The sequence below is a fragment of the Maritimibacter harenae genome, assembly GCF_009882975.1.
Classification (GTDB): Bacteria; Pseudomonadota; Alphaproteobacteria; order Rhodobacterales; family Rhodobacteraceae; genus Maritimibacter; species Maritimibacter harenae.
In genome coordinates this window covers 635,218-652,634 of the sequence record NZ_WTUX01000011.1, presented here as the reverse complement: position 1 = coordinate 652,634, position 17,417 = coordinate 635,218, and the positions used below count along the sequence as shown (strand labels likewise).

General features: G+C 67.7%; 22 protein-coding genes. 9 read left to right on the top strand and 13 right to left on the bottom strand.

All coding sequences use genetic code 11. The features are described 5' to 3' along the window. Positions 1-24: 24 nt before the first annotated feature. Positions 25-570, bottom strand: coding sequence for a peroxiredoxin (locus GQE99_RS09890; protein WP_161351424.1), 546 nt, complete (start codon positions 568-570; stop codon positions 25-27). A 233-nt stretch (positions 571-803) separates the two neighbouring features. On the opposite strand from GQE99_RS09890, the gene lipA reads away from it, so the two are divergent. Beyond that, positions 804-1,754 carry a lipoyl synthase gene (lipA, locus tag GQE99_RS09885; RefSeq protein ID WP_161351423.1) on the top strand — a complete coding sequence of 317 codons (951 nt, stop codon included), beginning with the start codon at positions 804-806 and terminating at the stop codon, positions 1,752-1,754. Beyond that, a complete protein-coding gene (locus GQE99_RS09880) occupies positions 1,751-2,167 on the top strand; it encodes a PaaI family thioesterase (RefSeq protein WP_161351422.1) in 417 nt (138 codons plus the stop codon). The genes lipA and GQE99_RS09880 overlap by 4 nt, the downstream gene beginning before the upstream one ends. Positions 2,168-2,171: 4 nt before the next feature. On the opposite strand, the gene GQE99_RS21270 is transcribed toward GQE99_RS09880, so the two are convergent. The 3 genes from GQE99_RS21270 to GQE99_RS09870 form a co-directional block, all read right to left on the bottom strand. Further along, the gene (locus GQE99_RS21270; protein WP_202530636.1) at positions 2,172-2,504 is read right to left on the bottom strand and encodes a hypothetical protein; all 333 of its coding nucleotides are present in this window, start codon (positions 2,502-2,504) and stop codon (positions 2,172-2,174) included. A 238-nt stretch (positions 2,505-2,742) separates the two neighbouring features. Continuing rightward, positions 2,743-3,633, bottom strand: a complete 891-nt coding sequence (locus GQE99_RS09875; RefSeq protein ID WP_161351421.1) for a c-type cytochrome — start codon at positions 3,631-3,633, stop codon at positions 2,743-2,745. A 90-nt stretch (positions 3,634-3,723) separates the two neighbouring features. Continuing rightward, positions 3,724-4,197, bottom strand: coding sequence for a c-type cytochrome (locus tag GQE99_RS09870; RefSeq protein WP_161351420.1), 474 nt, complete (start codon positions 4,195-4,197; stop codon positions 3,724-3,726). A gap of 93 nt (positions 4,198-4,290) precedes the next feature. Between GQE99_RS09870 and GQE99_RS09865 the strand changes: the two genes are divergently transcribed. Then, complete coding sequence (locus tag GQE99_RS09865; protein WP_161351419.1) at positions 4,291-5,151, top strand: LysR family transcriptional regulator; 861 nt, start codon at positions 4,291-4,293, stop codon at positions 5,149-5,151. A gap of 3 nt (positions 5,152-5,154) precedes the next feature. Here GQE99_RS09865 and hpt read toward each other — a convergent pair whose 3' ends face one another. Continuing rightward, positions 5,155-5,703: a hypoxanthine phosphoribosyltransferase gene (gene hpt / locus GQE99_RS09860; protein WP_161351418.1), complete on the bottom strand. Its 549-nt coding sequence runs from the start codon at positions 5,701-5,703 to the stop codon at positions 5,155-5,157. Between the two features lie 70 nt (positions 5,704-5,773). On the opposite strand from hpt, the gene GQE99_RS09855 reads away from it, so the two are divergent. Next, positions 5,774-6,223 carry a type II toxin-antitoxin system RatA family toxin gene (locus GQE99_RS09855; RefSeq protein ID WP_161351417.1) on the top strand — a complete coding sequence of 150 codons (450 nt, stop codon included), beginning with the start codon at positions 5,774-5,776 and terminating at the stop codon, positions 6,221-6,223. A 3-nt stretch (positions 6,224-6,226) separates the two neighbouring features. On the opposite strand, the gene GQE99_RS09850 is transcribed toward GQE99_RS09855, so the two are convergent. The 3 genes from GQE99_RS09850 to GQE99_RS09840 are packed head-to-tail and all read right to left on the bottom strand — an operon-like array spanning position 6,227 to position 8,842. Then, entirely contained in the window at positions 6,227-7,165 is a 939-nt protein-coding gene (locus tag GQE99_RS09850; RefSeq protein WP_161351416.1) for a site-specific tyrosine recombinase XerD, read from the bottom strand. Then, entirely contained in the window at positions 7,162-8,715 is a 1,554-nt protein-coding gene (locus GQE99_RS09845) for a hypothetical protein (protein ID WP_161351415.1), read from the bottom strand. The genes GQE99_RS09850 and GQE99_RS09845 overlap by 4 nt, the downstream gene beginning before the upstream one ends. Further along, positions 8,705-8,842 carry a hypothetical protein gene (locus GQE99_RS09840; RefSeq protein ID WP_161351414.1) on the bottom strand — a complete coding sequence of 46 codons (138 nt, stop codon included), beginning with the start codon at positions 8,840-8,842 and terminating at the stop codon, positions 8,705-8,707. Before GQE99_RS09840 ends, GQE99_RS09845 begins: the two co-directional genes overlap by 11 nt. Positions 8,843-8,982: 140 nt before the next feature. Here GQE99_RS09840 and GQE99_RS09835 point away from each other — a divergent pair, with 140 nt between their 5' ends. Beyond that, a complete protein-coding gene (locus GQE99_RS09835; RefSeq protein WP_268892734.1) occupies positions 8,983-9,528 on the top strand; it encodes a shikimate kinase in 546 nt (181 codons plus the stop codon). Position 9,529: 1 nt separating this feature from the next. Then, a complete protein-coding gene (gene aroB / locus GQE99_RS09830; protein WP_161351412.1) occupies positions 9,530-10,642 on the top strand; it encodes a 3-dehydroquinate synthase in 1,113 nt (370 codons plus the stop codon). Here the strand turns inward: aroB and GQE99_RS09825 are convergent. Both GQE99_RS09825 and ssb read right to left on the bottom strand, forming a co-directional pair. Then, complete coding sequence (locus GQE99_RS09825) at positions 10,639-11,715, bottom strand: site-2 protease family protein (protein WP_161351411.1); 1,077 nt, start codon at positions 11,713-11,715, stop codon at positions 10,639-10,641. The two genes, aroB and GQE99_RS09825, sit on opposite strands and share 4 nt — an antisense overlap. 32 nt (positions 11,716-11,747) lie before the next feature. After that, entirely contained in the window at positions 11,748-12,242 is a 495-nt protein-coding gene (ssb, locus tag GQE99_RS09820; protein WP_161351410.1) for a single-stranded DNA-binding protein, read from the bottom strand. Positions 12,243-12,410: 168 nt separating this feature from the next. Here ssb and GQE99_RS09815 point away from each other — a divergent pair, with 168 nt between their 5' ends. After that, positions 12,411-12,980: a lytic transglycosylase domain-containing protein gene (locus tag GQE99_RS09815; RefSeq protein WP_161351409.1), complete on the top strand. Its 570-nt coding sequence runs from the start codon at positions 12,411-12,413 to the stop codon at positions 12,978-12,980. A gap of 3 nt (positions 12,981-12,983) precedes the next feature. Here the strand turns inward: GQE99_RS09815 and GQE99_RS09810 are convergent, their stop codons facing one another. The 3 genes from GQE99_RS09810 to miaA all read right to left on the bottom strand — a co-directional run bounded on the left by GQE99_RS09810 (position 12,984) and on the right by miaA (position 15,756). After that, on the bottom strand, positions 12,984-13,748 hold the full coding sequence (locus GQE99_RS09810; RefSeq protein ID WP_161351408.1) for a CPBP family intramembrane glutamic endopeptidase: 765 nt from the start codon (positions 13,746-13,748) through the stop codon (positions 12,984-12,986). 86 nt (positions 13,749-13,834) lie between these two features. Beyond that, positions 13,835-14,641 carry a helix-turn-helix transcriptional regulator gene (locus GQE99_RS09805; RefSeq protein WP_161351407.1) on the bottom strand — a complete coding sequence of 269 codons (807 nt, stop codon included), beginning with the start codon at positions 14,639-14,641 and terminating at the stop codon, positions 13,835-13,837. A 212-nt stretch (positions 14,642-14,853) separates the two neighbouring features. Then, a complete protein-coding gene (gene miaA, locus GQE99_RS09800) occupies positions 14,854-15,756 on the bottom strand; it encodes a tRNA (adenosine(37)-N6)-dimethylallyltransferase MiaA (protein WP_161351406.1) in 903 nt (300 codons plus the stop codon). Between the two features lie 108 nt (positions 15,757-15,864). Between miaA and pyrH the strand changes: the two genes are divergently transcribed. Both pyrH and frr read left to right on the top strand, forming a co-directional pair. Continuing rightward, on the top strand, positions 15,865-16,632 hold the full coding sequence (pyrH, locus tag GQE99_RS09795) for a UMP kinase (RefSeq protein ID WP_161351405.1): 768 nt from the start codon (positions 15,865-15,867) through the stop codon (positions 16,630-16,632). A 181-nt stretch (positions 16,633-16,813) separates the two neighbouring features. Then, positions 16,814-17,380: a ribosome recycling factor gene (gene frr / locus GQE99_RS09790; RefSeq protein ID WP_161351404.1), complete on the top strand. Its 567-nt coding sequence runs from the start codon at positions 16,814-16,816 to the stop codon at positions 17,378-17,380. Positions 17,381-17,417 lie beyond the last annotated feature (37 nt).

Genomic DNA, 17,417 nt, shown 5'->3' with positions numbered 1-17,417 from the left:
CCCGATCCATCATGCGAGCGGTGCTCAGGCGGTCGCCTTCGCGTTTTCCTTGAGCCACTTCAGCACGTTCTCCGGCGAGCTCTCGCCGTAGGGGTCTTCCGGGTGGTTGTCGTCCTTGCCCGGCTCGACGAACAGCGCTTCGATCACGCCGTCGTTGACGACGGCGGCATAGCGCCAGGAGCGCGCGCCGAAGCCGAGGTTGTCCTTGGCCACGAGCATGCCCATCGCCTTGGTGAACTCACCGGAGCCGTCCGGGATCACCTTGACGTTCTCGAGACCCTGGTCGGCGGCCCACTTGTTCATCACGAAGCTGTCGTTGACGGACATGCAGTAGATGTCGTCGATCCCTTCGGCCTGGAAGTCGGCAAAGCCCTTTTCGAAGCCGGGCAGCTGGTAGGTCGAGCAGGTCGGCGTGAAGGCGCCGGGGAGCGAGAACAGGACGACGCGCTTGCCTTTGAAGTAGTCGTCCGAGGTCATGTCCTGCCAGCGGAAGGGGTTCGGGCCGCCGACGGATTCGTCGCGGACGCGGGTCTTGAAGGTGCAGGCGGGGACGCGGTCACCAACGTTCATGGTCATCTCCTGGGTTTGGTTGATTCTTTCGGTCGGGAATCGGCCGTGTTTACAACGGTTCTAAAATCATACCGCGCCGGCGGAGACAATGCTGCGGCGCAACAACTTGGCCGGGTGCGGCGGCGCGGGGCGCAGAAAATCGCCAGCCATGAACGGCTTGCATGGCGGGTGACATGATTTCGCGGTGACAAACAAGGGCGAAAGGCTGTATGTGATGGGCAACGGAGGACATCATGCGTGACCTGACAATCCCGGCGAGCCGCCACCCCGAGAAAGCCCATCGCCCGGACAATGCCCAGCCCAAGAAACCCGACTGGATCCGCGTGCGCGCGCCGGGCGGGCAGGGGTATGCCGAAACCCACAAGATCATGCGTGAGCACAAGCTCTCCACGGTCTGCGAAGAGGCCGGCTGCCCCAACGTGGGCGAGTGCTGGTCGCAGGGCCACGCCACCATGATGATCATGGGCGAGATCTGCACGCGCGGCTGCACCTTCTGCAACGTGGCCACCGGCCGTCCCGAGGCGCTCGACGCGTTCGAACCGGGCCGGGTGGCCGACGCGGTGAAGAAGCTGGGGCTCAACCACGTGGTCATCACCAGCGTAGACCGCGACGACGTGGCCGACGGCGGGGCCGAGCATTTCGCGATGACGATCCGCGCGATCCGTCGCCATGCGCCCGACACGACGATCGAGATCCTGACGCCCGACTTCCTGAAATCCACGCCCGACGCGCTGGAAACGGTGGTCGCGGCCAAGCCCGACGTGTTCAACCACAACCTCGAGACCGTGCCGGGTCTCTACCCCTCTGTGCGTCCCGGCGCGCGCTACTTCCACTCCCTGCGCCTGCTTCAGCGGGTGAAGGAGCTCGATCCCGGCATGTTCACGAAGTCGGGCATCATGGTGGGCCTGGGCGAAGACCGGCAGGGTGTCATGCAGGTCATGGACGACATGCGCGCCGCCGACATCGATTTCCTGACCATCGGGCAATACCTGCAGCCGACGCCCAAGCACCACGCGGTGGACCGCTTCGTCCCGCCCGACGAGTTCAAGGCCTACGAGAACGCGGCCTACGGCAAGGGCTTCCTGATGGTCTCCGCGACGCCGCTGACCCGCTCTTCCTACCACGCCGGGGACGATTTCGCCCGGCTCAAGGCCGCGCGCGACGCCAAGCTCGGCCGCGCATGACGGACGACGAGGTCGAGGCGATGGGGCGCGATATCCTCGCGCGTCAGCCGTTTTCCCAGATGCTCGGGGCCGAGCTCTTGTCGCTCGCGCTCGGGCGTTCGGAGTTGCGCATGGCGCTTGAGGAGCGCCACACCCAGCATCTCGGGATGGCGCATGGCGGGGTGATCTCGTCGCTCGCGGACATGGCGCTCGCGTTCGCGGGGGGTCCGATGATGGGCGACGGGGCCGTGACCCAGGAGTTCAAGATCAACTTCCTACGTCCGGGCACGGGCGATGCGCTGGTCGCGCGGGCCGAGGTGGTCGGCTCCGGCCGGAGCCAGGCGGTCGTGCGGTCGGATGTCTTCGTGATCAGGGACGGCGAAGAAAAGCTCTGCGCCACTGCGCAGGGCACGATCGCGCGCGGGGCGCGCTGATCGGTCAGAACCGCGCGGAGCGGGAGCGGTTGGAGTTTCCGGCGCCCACGCGGGCCGCGCCATGCTCGATCCCGGACTGACCCACGCGCTTGCCGGGCTTGTTGGAGGCTTCTTCCTCCGCATCGGCGCTGTCGTCGCCCGCGTCGTCTTCGTCCTCTTCGCTGGGCTCACCGACGCTTTCGATGGTGCTTGCCGTGGATGACGCCACGGACGTGGCACCGCCCGAGACCACGCTGAACGTGGTCAGGCACAGGCTGGTGGCCGCGGCGGTCAGGATCATCCAGTCAACGACCGCGGCGCCGTCCTCGGATCGCAGGAAACGCAGGAAATTGGTCATTTGATTTCACACCATCTATCGCTTTCAGGGCAAACGGGACCCTGAGACACAACCTGATGGTGAAAACAGGCGGAAATTGCACGGAATAGGGGCCTGTTGGCGGGTTTGTGCGGGCGATACGACGGCGCTGACGTGGCGAGAGCCCGTCAATGCGGCGCTCACGTGTCGGTGCGTTGTTGCATCGGCAATGGACGGCGCCAAGCGGCGCATTGTGCCGCCTGGCGCAACAATCTGTCGATCACTCGGAAATCGGCAGTGCCTTGATGTACGCCGCGATGGCCGCGCGGTCGTCCTCGGGCAGAGTGGCGAGGTTTTCGACCACCAGCGCCATGTGACCGCCGGCGGTGTCGAATTCGGGCGTGAAGCCGGAGGTGAAGTACTCCACCAACTCGTCCTCGGACCATGACATCTCGGGCGGTGTAAGGTCCGGAAAGCTGCCGCGCCCGGCCGGGTTCGGCGCGCCGGAGAGCCAGGCCGCGCCCGTCTCGAGCCCGCCCAGCGCGTTGCGCGGCGTGTGGCATTCGGCGCAGTGGCCCATGCCTTCGACCAGCATGCGCCCGCGCACGAGCTCCGGCGACAAGTCGCCGTCCATCACCCATTCCTCATCGTGAAACAGCATCTTCCACGCGCCCACACCGGCGCGCAGGTTGTAGGGGAAGGCCACCTCATGCGCCTGCGACGGCGTCGGGTCCGCAGGCAGCGTCTGCATGTAGGCGTGCAGGTCGACGACATCCTGTGGCTCCATGTGGATGTAGGCCCCGTATGGCAGGACGGGATAGTAATGCTGACCCTCGGGCGAGGTGCCGTGATGCAGCGCGTTCCACAGGTCGATCGCCGCCCAGTCCCCGATGCCCGCCTCCGGGTCGGTGGAGATGTTGGGCGCCTTGAAGGTCCCGAAGGGCGACGGGAAGGATTGCCCGCCCGCCAGCACCAGCTTCGCGTCGTCCTCGGCCTCCGGCGCCATGTGGCAGGAGGCGCAGCCGGCCGCCGCGAAGACCGTTTCGCCGTGCACCGGGTCGGGCGTGAGCCCGGCGAGCACATCGGGCGCGTCACTTTGCGGCCGGGTGAGCCAGAGGCCCGCGGCCACGACGATGACGGCAAGAACGGCGAGACGGATGATCCAGCGCATGGTTACCCCTTATGTCCAACAGGTCCGCGACACACAGCAAAACCGGGGCGGTGACACCCCGGTTCTCTCTCCGCGTCTCTTGGCGCGGGCTTAGTCCGGTTCCCTGTAGGCCTTGTGGCAGTCCCCGCAGGCCGATCCAAGGGGGCCCATCGCCGCCTTGAGCGAGTCGGGGCCTTCGCCCGCGGCCGCCTCCATCGCCGCGGCGGCCTCATTCAGCGCGACCGCGTTTTCGATCACGCCTTCCATGTCGGTCCAGATCTCCGGCAGCGCGCGCGTGCCCTCCAGGTCCTCGGTGGAGGTGCCCGGCGCCCACATGGGCCCCTGGTTCATCGAGGTGAGGGCGGCGAGGTTCGCGGCCGCGGCGCTGGCGGCCTCGGCGTCGTAGGGGATCTTCTCCTGCGCCATCGCACCCAGCGTGCCCAGGTTGAAGGCGTAGAGCGTCATCGTGGACTGGCGTGCCTTCACCGACATGGGCAACTCGCCCCCGTGGCTTTCCGCAAGTGCGCTGCCTGCGAGCGCACCGGTCGCTGCAAGTCCCATGAGCATGGTGCGAATCTTCTTCATCACGTCTGTCTCCCTGTGGATTGCTCGTTGCAGCCACGGTATCTGTTAAGAAACCAAGATGAAGTCCGGAATATTGCAAAGGCTCTGTGCAAAATGAAACAGATGGACTGGGATGACCTGCGCTACGTCCTGGCCGTTGCGGACCGGGGCTCGCTCTCGGGTGCGGCGCGCCAGCTGGGCGTGAACCACGCGACGGTGCTCCGGCGGGTCAACGCCTTCGAGGAAAACATGGGCCTTTCGGTGTTCGACCGCACCGCCCGGGGGTACCGGATCGCGCCGCGCCGGCGCCGGGTGCTCGACGCGATGCGAGACGTGGAAGAGGCGGCACTCGGGGTCGAACGGGCGATCACGGCGGCGCGATCTCCGCTTGCCGGTGTCGTGCGCGTGACCTCGACCGACACCCTCTGCCTGGGTGTTCTGCCGGGGATCATCGCCGGGTTGCAGCACGAGGCCGAGGGGCTGGAGATCGAGCTCAGCTCCCAGAACCAGCACGCCGACCTTGCCCGCCTCGACGCCGACATCGCCGTGCGGCCCTCCGCGAAGCTTCCGCCCGAGCTGACCGGCGTGGTGGCGGCAAAGCTGGGCCTGTCGGTCTATGCCGCGCCCGACGGTGACGACAGCTGGCTGGGCCTGTCGGGAAGCCTCGCACAGGCCACGCTGGGCGAACGGATCGCCGAGATCACCGGCGACGCGCCCATCGGGTCGCGCAGCGATTCCTTCCCGGTCCTGCGCGAAATGGCGGCGGCCGGGCAGGGGCGCGCGATCCTGCCCTGCATCCTGGGCGATCCCGATCCGCGGCTCGTGCGTATCGACGGGCTGATCCCGGACAGCGCGGTCGATGTCTGGGTCGCCTCGCACGTGGACCTGGCCGAGGTGCCGCGTATCCGCGCGGTGCGCGACCTGATCATCGCGGGCCTGGAACGCGAAGCGCCGCGGCTCCTGGGCGCGATCTGAGGATCAGCCCTGCGCGTCGTCGGTGAAGCGGACCGAGCCGATGAAGGGCAGATTGCGGTTTCGCTGGGCGAAATCGATGCCATAGCCGACGACGAACTCGTCCGGGATCTCGAACCCGGTCCAGTCCGCCTTCACGTCCACTTCGCGCCGTGTCGGTTTGTCGAGCAGCGCGATGCAGGCCAGCCGCTTGGGTTCGCGCGAGGTGAGCAGCGACGTGACGTGTTTGAGCGTGTGGCCGGTGTCGACGATATCCTCGACCACCAGCACGTCGCGCCCGGCGATCTCACCCCGCAGGTCCTTGAGGATTCGCACCTCCCGGCTCGATTCCGTCGAATTGCCGTAGGAGGAGGCTTCGAGGAAATCGACCTCCACCGGCAGGTCGAGCTCGCGCACGAGGTCCGCGATGAACACGAACGACCCGCGCAGAAGCCCGACCACGACGAGCTTGTCGGTGCCTTTGAACTTCGCCTGGATTTCGTTCGCCAGTGCCTCGATTCGGGCCGCGATGGCCTTGGCCGAGATCATTTCGTCTATGACATAAGGCCGCGTCATCTCTCGCCCTCTTGCATCCCGGGCCCACCTTATGGAATTTGCGCCCCGAGTCACGAGGCGAAAGGGCGACATGCCGACACATAGCGACAAGCGGGTGATGCCGTACACGGCGGACCAGATGTATGCGCTCGTCGCCGACGTCGGCCGCTACCCCGAATTCCTGCCGTGGAACTCCGCCGCGCGCGTGCGCAAGGTCACGCCGCAGCCCGACGGGACCGAGGTGATGGAGGCGGATCTCGTCATTTCGTTCCGCGTCTTCCGGGAACGGTTCGGCAGCCGCGTCGTGCTCGATCCCGCCACGAAGCGGATCGACACGGAATACCTCGACGGGCCGTTCCACCACATGAAGAGCTACTGGCAGTTCACCGACCTCGAGGACGGGCGCTGCGAGGTCGAGTTCTTCGTGGACTTCGAATTCCGCAACGCCATGCTGCGCAGCCTGATCGGGGCGGTGTTCAACCAGGCGATGCACCGGATCGTGAAAGCGTTCGAGGATCGCGCACACGACCTCTACGGCTGAGGGCTACGACTTGCCCGCCAGCGGGTGATGTTCCAGCACCAGTTCGCGCAGGCGTTCGTCCAGCACATGCGTGTAGATCTCGGTCGTGGACACGTCCGCATGCCCCAGGAGCGTCTGGATCGCGCGCAGGTCCGCGCCGCCCGCCAGAAGGTGGGTGGCGAAGGCGTGACGCAGCCGGTGGGGCGTCACCGCGTCGGGCGAGATGCCGGCGGCCACCGCGATGTCCTTGATCATCCCGTGAAAGCGGTGCCGCGTCAGGTGCCCGGACTTGCCCGTCGACGGAAACAGGAAGCGCGAGGGCCGGGCGCCCTTGGCGCGCGCGGTGTCTTCGGCGGCGTCGCGGGCGGTCAGCCAATCGGCCAGCGCGGCGCGCGCCGGCGTGGACAGCGGCACCATCCGCTCCTTCCCGCCCTTGCCCATGACGAGCAACATCCGGGGGTCGCCCCGCGCGGCGGAGACGGGGAGCGAGACGAGTTCGCTCACCCGCATGCCGGTGGCATAGAGCAGTTCCATGAGGCAGGTGTTGCGCGCGCGGTCCTGTTCGGTGCGTCCGTGCCGTCGCGCGGCCGCCAGAAGCGCGTCGACCTCGGCCTCGCTCAGCGTCTTGGGCAGGCGCTTGGACTTGCCGGGTCCGCTGATGCGCAGGGACGGGTTGTCGTCGCGCCAGCCTTCCTCGAAGGCGAAGCGGTAGATCTGCTTGATCGCCGACAGGCGGCGGGCCCGCGTGGAGACCGCCAGGCCCTGCGCCTCGCAATCCACGAGATAGGCTTCGATCGCCTCCCGGTCGGCGCCCGCGAAGGTCTTGCCCTTGCGCTCGAGGAAGGCCCCGAAATCCTTGAGGTCCCGGCCATAGGCCAGAAGGGTGTTCTGCGCCGCGTCGAGCTCGGCCGCCTGCGCCTCGAGAAAGGCGGAAATCCAGCGGTCCGCACCGGCCGCGCTCATCCCCGCCGCTCCAGGATCAGGAATTCCAGCGCCGTGCGCCGGGCCGCGTCTTCGAGCCCGACGGCCCGCAGCAGGGCGATCCCGTCGGCCACGTCGTCGTAGTTGCCGCGTGCGCCGTTGGTGAGAAGCGTGACGGCGCGCAGGATCGCCTCGCCCAGCCGGTCGCCCTCGACCAGGTCGGCAAAGCGGGCCGGGATGCCTGTCGCGTTGAACCCGTCGGCCACCGCGCGCGCCTCGGCGCTCGGGGGCGTGAGATCGGCCACGTTGCCCTGCGCGACACCCGCGAGGAAGCGGTCCTCGGGCGTCTCTGCGACACCGGTCATCGCGGTCATCTCGTAGCGCTCGGAGAGAAGGCCCATGTGGAACGCGATCCGCCCGGCCTCGCCGTCGATCTCCAGCCCGGCAAGCGCGGGGCCGTAGACGCGGGAAATCGGCACCTCGACCTCGGCCGCCATGAGCTCGGCCCACACATCGGGGAGCAGCGTGGCGAGCGTCTCGGTGTCGTTCGTTTCGAGCGCGGCGTCGAGCGCCTGGACCACGCGCACCCGGCTCCAGACCCCGCCGGAGGCGGCCGGTTCGCGTTCCGTGTAGAGCCCAACGAGCTGGTTGTCGGTCACCGCGCCGTAACGCGCCAGCCGTTCACCGGCCTCGACCCGGGCCTTCCAGCCGATGTTCGAACGCAGGTCGGCCTGCGCGAAGGCGGCGGGCAGGCCGTTCGTCGGGATCGGTTCCCCGATCGCTTCGAACAGCCGGAAGGTGAGCGGCGTGAGCGGGCGCGGGGGCTCGGGCGGCGGGCGGTCCTCGAACAGGTCGGGGTCGAGGAAACGCGACAGCAGCCGATCCTCGTTCTCCGTGATCTCGTCGAGCGCGAGCGCGTTCGCCATCACGATCACGGCGCCTTCCCAGTCGCCACCGCGCGCGAGGCAGAAGACCCGGGCGGGGTAGGTGGGCGACAGGTCCGGCGCACTCTCCATCGCGTCGCAGACCGCGTCCTCCTGCCCGAGAAGCAGGGCGGCGTCGAACCAGCGGCGCACGATCTTGGGCGATGCGGCCCCGGCCAGGTCGAGGAGCGCATGCGCCTCTTCCACCGCGCCCATGTCGAGCAGCTTGTCGACACGGGCGAGGAACAGCTGCTGACCGTCCGGACCGCTGGCCTCGGGCGGGTCCAGCTCGGCGAGCAGGATCTGCTTCACGAGCGATTGCAGCGCCGGAAGCATGTCGGGCCGTTCTTCGGTGATCCGGCGCGCGAGCGTCGCCGTGTCGGATGCGCCCCACAGATCGGCAGGCAGCCCGGTCGCATGCGGGGGGACGAGCCCGATCGCATCGGCCCGGGGCCCTTCGGTGTCGTCGAGCGGTTCGACCAGCACCTCGGAAATCTCGGCGCCGTCCGAAGCGTTCTCCTCGCCCACCGGGCCGAGCGTGCTTTCCGGTGGCTCCGCCAGGCTGTCGGACAACCAGTTGATCGCCGACATGGGCGTGCCCGGGTCCTGCGCCGCGGCCAGTCCCGGCCAGGCGAGAAAGACCAGCGTGACGAGGCGTTTAGCCGTCATCCAGCGTCACCGAGATCGAATGCTCGGAAGGCGGCGGAGTCAGGTCACCCACGAGCGCGTAGCCGGCAATGCCGACCGCGCCGAGAAACGCCACCACGAAGACGAATTTCACCAGCCTCCAGAGCATCCTGCCCCCTCTTTCTTGTCCTGCGCGCGCCTGTGCTCGTGCGCAGGGTTTTGCACCGCGCACAAGTTCTATATGGCATGTTCGGCAAGATCACGCCATGCAGGCGGGGTTACAATTCATTCGGCGGGGCTTCGCGCATCTTGGCCTACAGGCTGCATAAACCGGTGACCGTGATCGGCATGATGGGAGCCGGCAAGACGGCCGTGGGCCGCGCGCTCGCCGCGCGCCTGGGTGTGCCCTTCCTCGACTCCGATGCCGAGATCGAGGCGGCGGCGAACATGTCCATCGCCGAGGTGTTCGCGCGGGACGGGGAGGCGTTCTTCCGGGACCGGGAGGCCGAGGTAATCGCCCGTCTGCTGGCCACCGGGCCGATGATCCTGTCGACGGGCGGCGGCGCCTTCCTGGCCGAACGCAACCGGCGCGCGATCTCCGAGGCCGGGGTGTCCGTCTGGCTGCGCGCGGACCTGGAGCTTCTGTGGCAGCGCGTGCGCCACAAGTCGACGCGGCCGCTTCTGCGCACGCCCGACCCGAAACGCACGCTTGCCGAGATATACGCGGCGCGCGAACCGATCTACGCGCTGGCCGATCTGGCGGTCGATGCCGACCCGGGCTATTCCATCGCGACCATGACCGACCACGTGATCCGGGTGCTTCTCACCCGGCCCGATGTTCTCGAGGAGGAGTGACATGGAAACCGTTCATGTCGAGCTTGGCACGCGATCCTACGACGTGCGGATCGGGCCGGGGCTTCTGGCGCGGGCCGGCGACGAGATCACGCCGCTCCTGAACCGGCCGCGGGTCGTCATCGTCACGGAAGAGAACGTGGCCGCCCTGCACCTGGCGGCTCTGGAGACCGCGCTCCAAGCGGCGGGGATCGAGAGCGAAGCGCTGATCCTGCCGCCCGGCGAGGCGACGAAGAGCTGGGCCCATCTGACGCAGACCGTCGAATGGCTGCTCGAGCAGAAAGTCGAGCGCAAGGACGTCGTCGTGGCGCTGGGGGGCGGCGTGATCGGCGATCTCGTGGGCTTTTCTGCCGCGATCCTGCGCCGGGGCGTGCGCTTCGTGCAGATGCCGACCTCGCTTCTGGCGCAGGTCGACAGCTCGGTGGGCGGCAAGACCGGGATCAACTCGCCCCACGGCAAGAACCTTGTCGGCGCATTTCACCAGCCGTCCCTGGTGCTGGCCGACATCGACGTTCTGGGCACGCTGAAGCCGCGTGATTTCCTCGCGGGCTACGGCGAGGTGGTGAAATACGGTGGACTTGGTTCGCTCGCCTTCTTCGAATGGCTCGAGGACAACGGCCCGGCGCTCGCCGCCGGTGACGTGGCGCTTCGGACCGAGGCCGTGCGCCGGTCGGTGCAGATGAAGGCCGACATCGTCGCGCTTGACGAGACGGAGCAGGGGGACCGGGCGCTTCTGAACCTCGGCCATACCTTCGGGCACGCGCTGGAGGCGGCGACGGGGTATTCCGACCGGCTCCTGCACGGTGAAGGCGTGGCCATCGGCTGTGCGCTGGCCTTCGAGACCTCCGCGCGCCTCGGCCTCATGTCGCAGGAAGCGCCGTCTCGGCTGCGCGAACACTTGGCGAAGATGGGGATGAAGCGCGATCTTGCGGACATTCCGGGTGATCTGCCGGATGCGAACGGGCTGCTCGATCTCATGGGGCAGGACAAGAAGGTGGAGGCGGGGCGCCTTCGCTTCATCCTCGCCCGTGCCATCGGCGAGGCGTTCGTGGCCGACGATGTCGACCTGTCGGTCGTGCACCGGGTCTTGGAAGAGGCGCTTGCGACGCGCGGTTAACGGCGCGCGTTGGCCACGACCATCAGCTCCCCGATGTTCTCGCGGGTGATGTAACCCACCATGCTGCCGTCGGTGCCGGTAACGGCCACCGCCGGAACCGGGCCCATCATGCGGTCGAGCACCTGCTCCAGACCTGCGGTCAGCGGCACCGAGGGAATGTCGCGCACCATCACCTGCGCCACGGTCCGGGGCCGGTCCTCGGCCCCCAGCGCCTGGTAGAGCGCGCGCCGGGTCAGCACGCCCTCGAGCCGCCGCGTGGCGGGGTCGATCACGGGAAACTCGTGCTGGGTGGTGCGGATGAGCGCTGCGCTCGCGGCCTCGAGGCTGTCGGACGGGGCGAGTGGTTCGTATTCCACGATCATCGCGTCACGGGCCTTGAAGCGGCGCGCGCGCGACGTGAGTTGCGTGTCCGAGCTTTCGGCCCCGGCGGCCATGAAGACGAACACCGCGATCAGCACGAGGAAGATGTTGCCGGAAATCAGGGCGAAGAGGCCCAGGGCGATCGCGGCCCCCTGGCCGACCATCGCCGCGATCCGCGTGGCCTTCACCCGGTCCATGAAGAAGCTCAGCGCCGCGCGCAGGACCCGGCCGCCATCCATCGGGAAGGCGGGGATCATGTTGAAGACCGCCAGGATGAGGTTGAGCACAGCGATCTGGCCGGGCAGGTCGGCAAAGCCCATCTCGCCGGTCAGCGGCGCGTCCGAGACGTTGAGCCCGACGACGGCCCAGAGCACGAAGAAGATCACCACGTTCACGGCAGGGCCTGCGAGCGCGACAAGGATTTCCTGCGCGGGTTTGTCGGGCATCTTCATCAGGCGGGCGAGCCCGCCGATGGGCAGGAGCGTGATGTCGGGTGTCTTGATCCCGAAGCGGCGCGCCATCAACGCGTGACCGTATTCGTGCGCAATCACGCAGACGAAGAGGAGCAGGATGTAGACGACGTTCACCAGCGCCGCCATCGGGCCCGACTGGGCCCAGGCGACGCCGCCGATCCAGATCAGAAGCAGGAAGAACGTGGCATGGACCCGGAGTTCCGAGCCAAGCAGGCGGCCGATGGGAAAGGACCAGGACATGTGTCGCGAACGCTCCCCCCGCCGTCAGTGCCTCAGAACGGGATCTCGTCGTCGAAGCCGCCGCCCGCGGGCGCCGGGCCCGGGCCGCTTTCGTAGCCGCCGCCGCGGTCGTCGCGGTAGCCGCCGCCGGAGGACGATCCACCGCCGTAACCGCCGCCGCCGTCACCACCGCCGTTGCGGGAGTCGAGCATGGTCAGCTCGGAGCTGTAGGGGCGCAGCGCGACCTCGGTCGTGTAGCGGTCCTGGCCGGACTGGTCCTGCCATTTGCGGGTCTCGAGCTTGCCCTCGATATAGACTTTCGAGCCCTTGCGCAGGTACTGCTCGGCCACGCGCACCAGCGGTTCCGCGTAGATCTCGACCCGGTGCCATTCGGTCCGTTCACGGCGTTCGCCGGTGTTGCGGTCCTTCCACGTGTCGGACGTGGCAAGCCGGAGCGAACAGACCTTGCCGCCGTTCGGGAAGTTGCGAACTTCCGGGTCGGCACCGAGGTTGCCGATCAGAATGACCTTGTTGACGGACCCAGCCATGAGACCTCCCGAATCTGGAAAATTTGCTTCAACCGTTACATCATCCGGGCTCGGTGAAGGAAAGGTTAAAATCCGCGCGAGCGGCCCTTGGCCGACCATCGGTCAGGGTGGTCTCAGGGGCCGTTTCGCGCTATCGTCGTGCATTATTCAGGGACCAGGACAGTGATGATGGGACGTTTCGCAACCACACTGGCGCTCGCGGTCGTGCTGGCGGTACCGGCCGGGGCCGAGACCTTGTTTTCCTCGTCGAACGGACGGTCGAATTTCGAGAACGCGTTGAAATTGCTCGATGGCCGGGCCTCCGAGCAATACTCCGGCTCCGCGCGCTATCGTCCGCGCCCCGACGACACCGTGCCCACCTACCGTGGCAAGTACCGTGGCGAATTCCTCGCCGTCGCCAAGGCCGCGGCGGCGCGCCACGGGGTGCCCGCCGATCTCTTCCTGCGCCTCGTGCAGCAGGAATCCGGCTGGAAAGTCGACGCGATCTCCGTGAAGGGCGCGATCGGGCTGGCCCAGCTCATGCCCGACACCGCGCTCCGCCTGGGCGTCGACCCGGAAGACCCGGAGCAGAACCTCGACGGGGGTGCGCGCTACCTTGCTCAGCAGTTCAAACGCTTCAAGTCGTGGCGCCTGGCGCTTGCGGCCTACAACGCCGGGCCCGAGGCGGTCGTGGAATACGACGGCATCCCGCCCTACGCGGAGACCGAAGGATACGTGAAGGCGATCATGGGCGGCTGAGGCTCAGCGCCCCTGCCGCCACCACGCCATGAAGACGGCGACCCCCGCGATCATTACGGCGGTCGACACGACGGCCGCCGGCAGGCCCTGCATCGCCTCGGTCGCCACGGCGAAATTGTAGCTCGTGTGCCAGAGCGCGACGGCGAGCACCGACCCGCCCGTGAATTCGTAGAGATACCCCAATACGAACGCCCCGAGCGTGAGGCCGATCAGCCAGCCGAAAAGGCCGATCCCGAGCATCGCCGCCATGTTGAGGTTCACGACGAAAAGCGGTGCATGCCACACGGCCCAGATCGCAGCGACGATGAGCGTCGCGGGTATGGGCGCGAAGCGGCGGCGCAGTTGCGGAAACAGGAACCCGCGCCAGCCCATCTCTTCGCCCAGGCCGTTGAGAAGCAGGGCCACCGCGACGACGGCAAGGGGCGACCAGTCCCCGGGCACGCCGGGATAGGCGAAGAGGTCTGACAGCTCGCCCGGTGGCCGGATTGCCAGGACCAGCACGGCGATGACGAGCGGCGCGAGGATGGCGAGCGCTGCAAGACCGGCGCGGCGCGGTATGGTGACGGCGCTGCGCAGGAGCGGCCGCAGGCGGTCCGGCGCGCCCGAGGTGACGATCAACGCGGCGATGGCAGGACCGGCAAGGCCGGGCAGGTGGGTCGCGGGGCTGTCCGGGCCGACCACGCGGCCGGTCAGGATCATCCAGCCCCAGTAGGACCAGCTCGTCGCGAAGGCGAGAAGGATGAAAAGTCCCGTACTCGATCGCCCCATGCCGCCGCTCCTCCTGTGACCCGGACCCGCACGGTCTCAGGCCCGGCGTGCGGGCGCATTGCGTGTGATCAACGGGCGTGGAGGGCTCAGGCGCCGCGGCGGAACTGCGAGGGCGTGCGCCCGGTGTGGTTCTGGAACGCGCGCGTGAAATAGGCGGCCGAGGCGAAGCCCAGCGAGCTCGCGATGTCCTTGATGGGCATGTGCGTCTCGGTCAGGAGCCGGCGCGCCTCGTAATGGACACGGTCGGCCAGGATCGAGGACGCGGGGCGCCCGCAGGCCTTGTTGCACACGCGGCTCAGGTGCGTCGGCGTGACGCCCAGTTCCTTGGCATAGTCGCGCACTGTCTTGGGCGAATGGAAATCCTGTTCCACCAGCGCCGTATAGGCCGCGGCCAGGCGCGAGGAGGCGTCGCCATCGGGTTCCTCGATCTCGAGCGCGCGCATCTGGCGCTCCATCCAGACGGACAGAAGACCGGCGTGACACAGCATAGCGCGGTCGGAGGCGAGGTTGCCGCTTTCCAGCTCGGTCTGCAGGTTGTCGATCAGCCGGTTGAGCTCGATGTGCTGGTCGGCTTCCTGAAGGCGCAGGTGCACCGGATCTTCGGGCAGCGACAGTTCGTCTTCCACGCCGACGGGGAAGACCACGATCATGCCGTGGACGGTGGAGTTCATCTCGAAGCCGTGCATCGTGCCGGCGGGCACGTAGACGGCGTTGTGGGCCGTGTAACCGGAGGTCTTGCCGTTGACCGTGATGCGGCCCTGGCCGCGCGTGAACCACAGAAGGACGGGCGCGCCGTAGCTTCGCATCGCCTCCGTGCGCCAACGGCCACCGCTGGCAAGGCGGGCAAGGGGGATGACACGGAAGGGCGAGCTCAGCGAATTCTGTTGGTCCATTTTCTACGACAACTCCCAATCTATCCCCGGTCCGTCGCACGAATTTTGTTCGATTCGTTCTACCGGGTGCAGGCGGCCCGGCGTCGCGACCCCTCAGACCTAGACGATTCCAACAATTCTGTCGCGCTGGCTATCCACAGGCAGGTGGTTTTCCTGTGGATAACTCGAAGGTGAGCCGTGGGCTGTTTCCCCCGGGCCACACATCCGGGCGGTTACGAGACGGCGGGTATCGCGACTCGCTCCCACGCGCCCATGCGCGATCGGAACCATGTGCGCTGGCGCTTGGCATATTGCCGGGTGGCGATGATGGCGGCCTCACGTGCGGCCTCGAGGCTCATTTCGCCGCGCAGGTGCGCGATGAGTTCGCGCGCCCCGATCGCCTTGGCAGACGGCAGGTCGTCGGACCAGCCGGGCAGGTTGCGCCGCGCCTCGTCCAGCGCGCCCTGCGCCAGCATCGCGTCGAAGCGCCGCGCGATCCGGTCGGCAAGCCATTCGCGGTCCGGGTCGAGGACGAGGGGCAGGGTGTCCGGCCGGGGCAGGAGCGGCGGAGGCGTGTCGTCCTGCCAGGCCGCGAGCCCGCGCCCGGTGGTGCGTTGCACCTCCCACGCCCGGGCCACCCGCGCGGGGTTGCGGGTGTCGATGCGCGACCGCGTTTCGGGGTCGATCTCCGCGAGCATCGCCTCGATCCCGCGCTCGGCCAGAAGCGCTTCGCCTTCCGCGCGCACCCCGGGCGGGGTGAGCGGAATGTCGGCGAGCCCCTCGGTGAGGGCCGTGAAATAAAGCCCGGTGCCGCCGACGATGATCGGCCGGTCTGGGCCGGCAAGCAAAGGCGTGAGGTCGCGCAGCCAGTGCCCGACGGAATAGGGCTGGTCGCCCGGTACATGTCCGTAAAGCCGGTGGGGCGCGACTTCCTCTTCCGAGGCGGTGGGGCGCGCGGTCAGCACCTGCCAGTTCTCGAAAACCTGGAGCGCGTCGGCATTGACCACCACGCCGCCCGCGCGCCGGGCGATCGCCAGCGCGAGCGCCGACTTCCCGCTGGCCGTGGGGCCCGCGATCAGCACCGGCCGGTTCGGCGCGAGCCCTTCGAGGTATGGGGTTATGAGATCGTTCACCATTTCGCCCGGTCCCGGTCGCACGGCCGGTTTTCGCGCATTGCGCCCGACCGCGATTTCCGACATTTTGCGTGCGATCCATACAAGAGCCCCAAGGACTGTGAAAGAGATATGACCGAGGCCGCCACCGACGCCCCCGCCGCCGACACGCTTGAGCCGAAATACAAGCGCGTCATGCTGAAAATCTCGGGCGAGGCGCTGATGGGGGACGCGGGCTACGGGCTGAACCCGCCCACGGTCGCGCGTATAGCGCGCGAGGTGAAATCGGTTCACGACATGGGTGTCGAGATCTGCATGGTGATCGGCGGGGGCAACATCTTCCGCGGCCTCGCGGGCTCCGCCCAGGGCATGGAGCGCACCACGGCCGACTACATGGGCATGCTCGCCACCGTGATGAACGCGCTGGCGATGCAATCCGCGCTCGAAGCGCTCGGGGTCTATACCCGCGTGATCAGCGCGATCCCGATGGACCAGGTCTGCGAACCCTACATCCGGCGCCGCGCGGTGCGCCACCTCGAGAAGAAGCGCGTCTGCATCTTCGCGGCCGGCACCGGCAACCCGTATTTCACCACGGACACCGCGGCCACGCTGCGCGCGAACGAGATGGCCTGCGAAGCGATCTTCAAGGGCACGAAGGTGGACGGTGTCTACGACAAGGATCCCAACAAGTATCCCGACGCCACGCGCTACGAGGAAGTCAGCTACGACGAGGCGCTGGCCAAGCGGCTCGGCGTCATGGACGCCTCCGCCATCGCGCTGGCGCGCGACAACAACATGCCGATCATCGTGTTCTCGCTCGACGAGCCGGGCGGTTTCCGCGGCATCCTGTCGGGGCAGGGCACCTACACCAAGGTCCACGGCGGCAAGTCCGTCTCCTGACCGCAGAATTTCGACCGGCCCGGCCACCCGCCGGGCACACCGTTGGGGCGCCCGCGCAAGGGTGGTTCCAACCCACGGGCGCAGCCTTTAGAGAGCGCCCGCGACCCTATACAACCCATCGAAAATGGGATTATACAGCGCCAAACGACGGGCCACGGGCCCTATGCAGGAGGATTGAGGCATGGCTGACGAGGATTTCGAGATCGACACCGACGACCTTGAACGTCGGATGGACGGGGCGATGGCGGCGCTGCGCACCGAATTCGCGTCGCTCAGGACGGGGCGAGCCTCGGCGTCCATGCTCGAGCCGGTCCATGTCGAGGCCTACGGGCAACGCACGCCGATCAACCAGGTCGGCACCGTGAACGTGCCGGAGCCGCGGATGGTCACGATCAACGTCTGGGACAAGAACCTCGTGCGCGCGGTCGAGAAGGCGATCATGGAATCCGGGCTGGGCATCAACCCCCAGACCAACGGCACCATCGTCATGCTCCCGATCCCCGAGCTCAACGAGGAGCGGCGCAAGGAACTGGCCCGCGTGGCCGCGCAATACGCCGAAAGCGCGCGTGTCGCGATCCGCAACGTGCGCCGCGACGGGATGGAACAGCTCAAGAAAGCCAAGAACGCCGGAATGTCGGAAGACGACAACAAGATCTGGCACGACGAGGTGCAGGAGCTGACCGACCGCTACATCGCGAGCGTCGACAAGGCGCTGGAGTCCAAGCAGGAAGAGATCATGCAGGTCTGAGCCTGCCCCCGCGGCCCTGCGGGCCAAGGAGCGTGAC

What these genes read in the sequence shown, in the direction of transcription:
- GQE99_RS09890 (WP_161351424.1), bottom strand. Translation starts at nt 570, where the DNA reads ATGAACGTTGGTGACCGCGTCCCCGCCTGCACCTTCAAGACCCGCGTC.
- lipA (WP_161351423.1), top strand. Translation starts at nt 804, where the DNA reads ATGCGTGACCTGACAATCCCGGCGAGCCGCCACCCCGAGAAAGCCCAT.
- GQE99_RS09880 (WP_161351422.1), top strand. Translation starts at nt 1,751, where the DNA reads ATGACGGACGACGAGGTCGAGGCGATGGGGCGCGATATCCTCGCGCGT.
- GQE99_RS21270 (WP_202530636.1), bottom strand. Translation starts at nt 2,504, where the DNA reads ATGACCAATTTCCTGCGTTTCCTGCGATCCGAGGACGGCGCCGCGGTC.
- GQE99_RS09875 (WP_161351421.1), bottom strand. Translation starts at nt 3,633, where the DNA reads ATGCGCTGGATCATCCGTCTCGCCGTTCTTGCCGTCATCGTCGTGGCC.
- GQE99_RS09870 (WP_161351420.1), bottom strand. Translation starts at nt 4,197, where the DNA reads ATGAAGAAGATTCGCACCATGCTCATGGGACTTGCAGCGACCGGTGCG.
- GQE99_RS09865 (WP_161351419.1), top strand. Translation starts at nt 4,291, where the DNA reads ATGAAACAGATGGACTGGGATGACCTGCGCTACGTCCTGGCCGTTGCG.
- hpt (WP_161351418.1), bottom strand. Translation starts at nt 5,703, where the DNA reads ATGACGCGGCCTTATGTCATAGACGAAATGATCTCGGCCAAGGCCATC.
- GQE99_RS09855 (WP_161351417.1), top strand. Translation starts at nt 5,774, where the DNA reads ATGCCGACACATAGCGACAAGCGGGTGATGCCGTACACGGCGGACCAG.
- GQE99_RS09850 (WP_161351416.1), bottom strand. Translation starts at nt 7,165, where the DNA reads ATGAGCGCGGCCGGTGCGGACCGCTGGATTTCCGCCTTTCTCGAGGCG.
- GQE99_RS09845 (WP_161351415.1), bottom strand. Translation starts at nt 8,715, where the DNA reads ATGACGGCTAAACGCCTCGTCACGCTGGTCTTTCTCGCCTGGCCGGGA.
- GQE99_RS09840 (WP_161351414.1), bottom strand. Translation starts at nt 8,842, where the DNA reads ATGCTCTGGAGGCTGGTGAAATTCGTCTTCGTGGTGGCGTTTCTCGGC.
- aroB (WP_161351412.1), top strand. Translation starts at nt 9,530, where the DNA reads ATGGAAACCGTTCATGTCGAGCTTGGCACGCGATCCTACGACGTGCGG.
- GQE99_RS09825 (WP_161351411.1), bottom strand. Translation starts at nt 11,715, where the DNA reads ATGTCCTGGTCCTTTCCCATCGGCCGCCTGCTTGGCTCGGAACTCCGG.
- ssb (WP_161351410.1), bottom strand. Translation starts at nt 12,242, where the DNA reads ATGGCTGGGTCCGTCAACAAGGTCATTCTGATCGGCAACCTCGGTGCC.
- GQE99_RS09815 (WP_161351409.1), top strand. Translation starts at nt 12,411, where the DNA reads ATGGGACGTTTCGCAACCACACTGGCGCTCGCGGTCGTGCTGGCGGTA.
- GQE99_RS09810 (WP_161351408.1), bottom strand. Translation starts at nt 13,748, where the DNA reads ATGGGGCGATCGAGTACGGGACTTTTCATCCTTCTCGCCTTCGCGACG.
- GQE99_RS09805 (WP_161351407.1), bottom strand. Translation starts at nt 14,641, where the DNA reads ATGGACCAACAGAATTCGCTGAGCTCGCCCTTCCGTGTCATCCCCCTT.
- miaA (WP_161351406.1), bottom strand. Translation starts at nt 15,756, where the DNA reads ATGGTGAACGATCTCATAACCCCATACCTCGAAGGGCTCGCGCCGAAC.
- pyrH (WP_161351405.1), top strand. Translation starts at nt 15,865, where the DNA reads ATGACCGAGGCCGCCACCGACGCCCCCGCCGCCGACACGCTTGAGCCG.
- frr (WP_161351404.1), top strand. Translation starts at nt 16,814, where the DNA reads ATGGCTGACGAGGATTTCGAGATCGACACCGACGACCTTGAACGTCGG.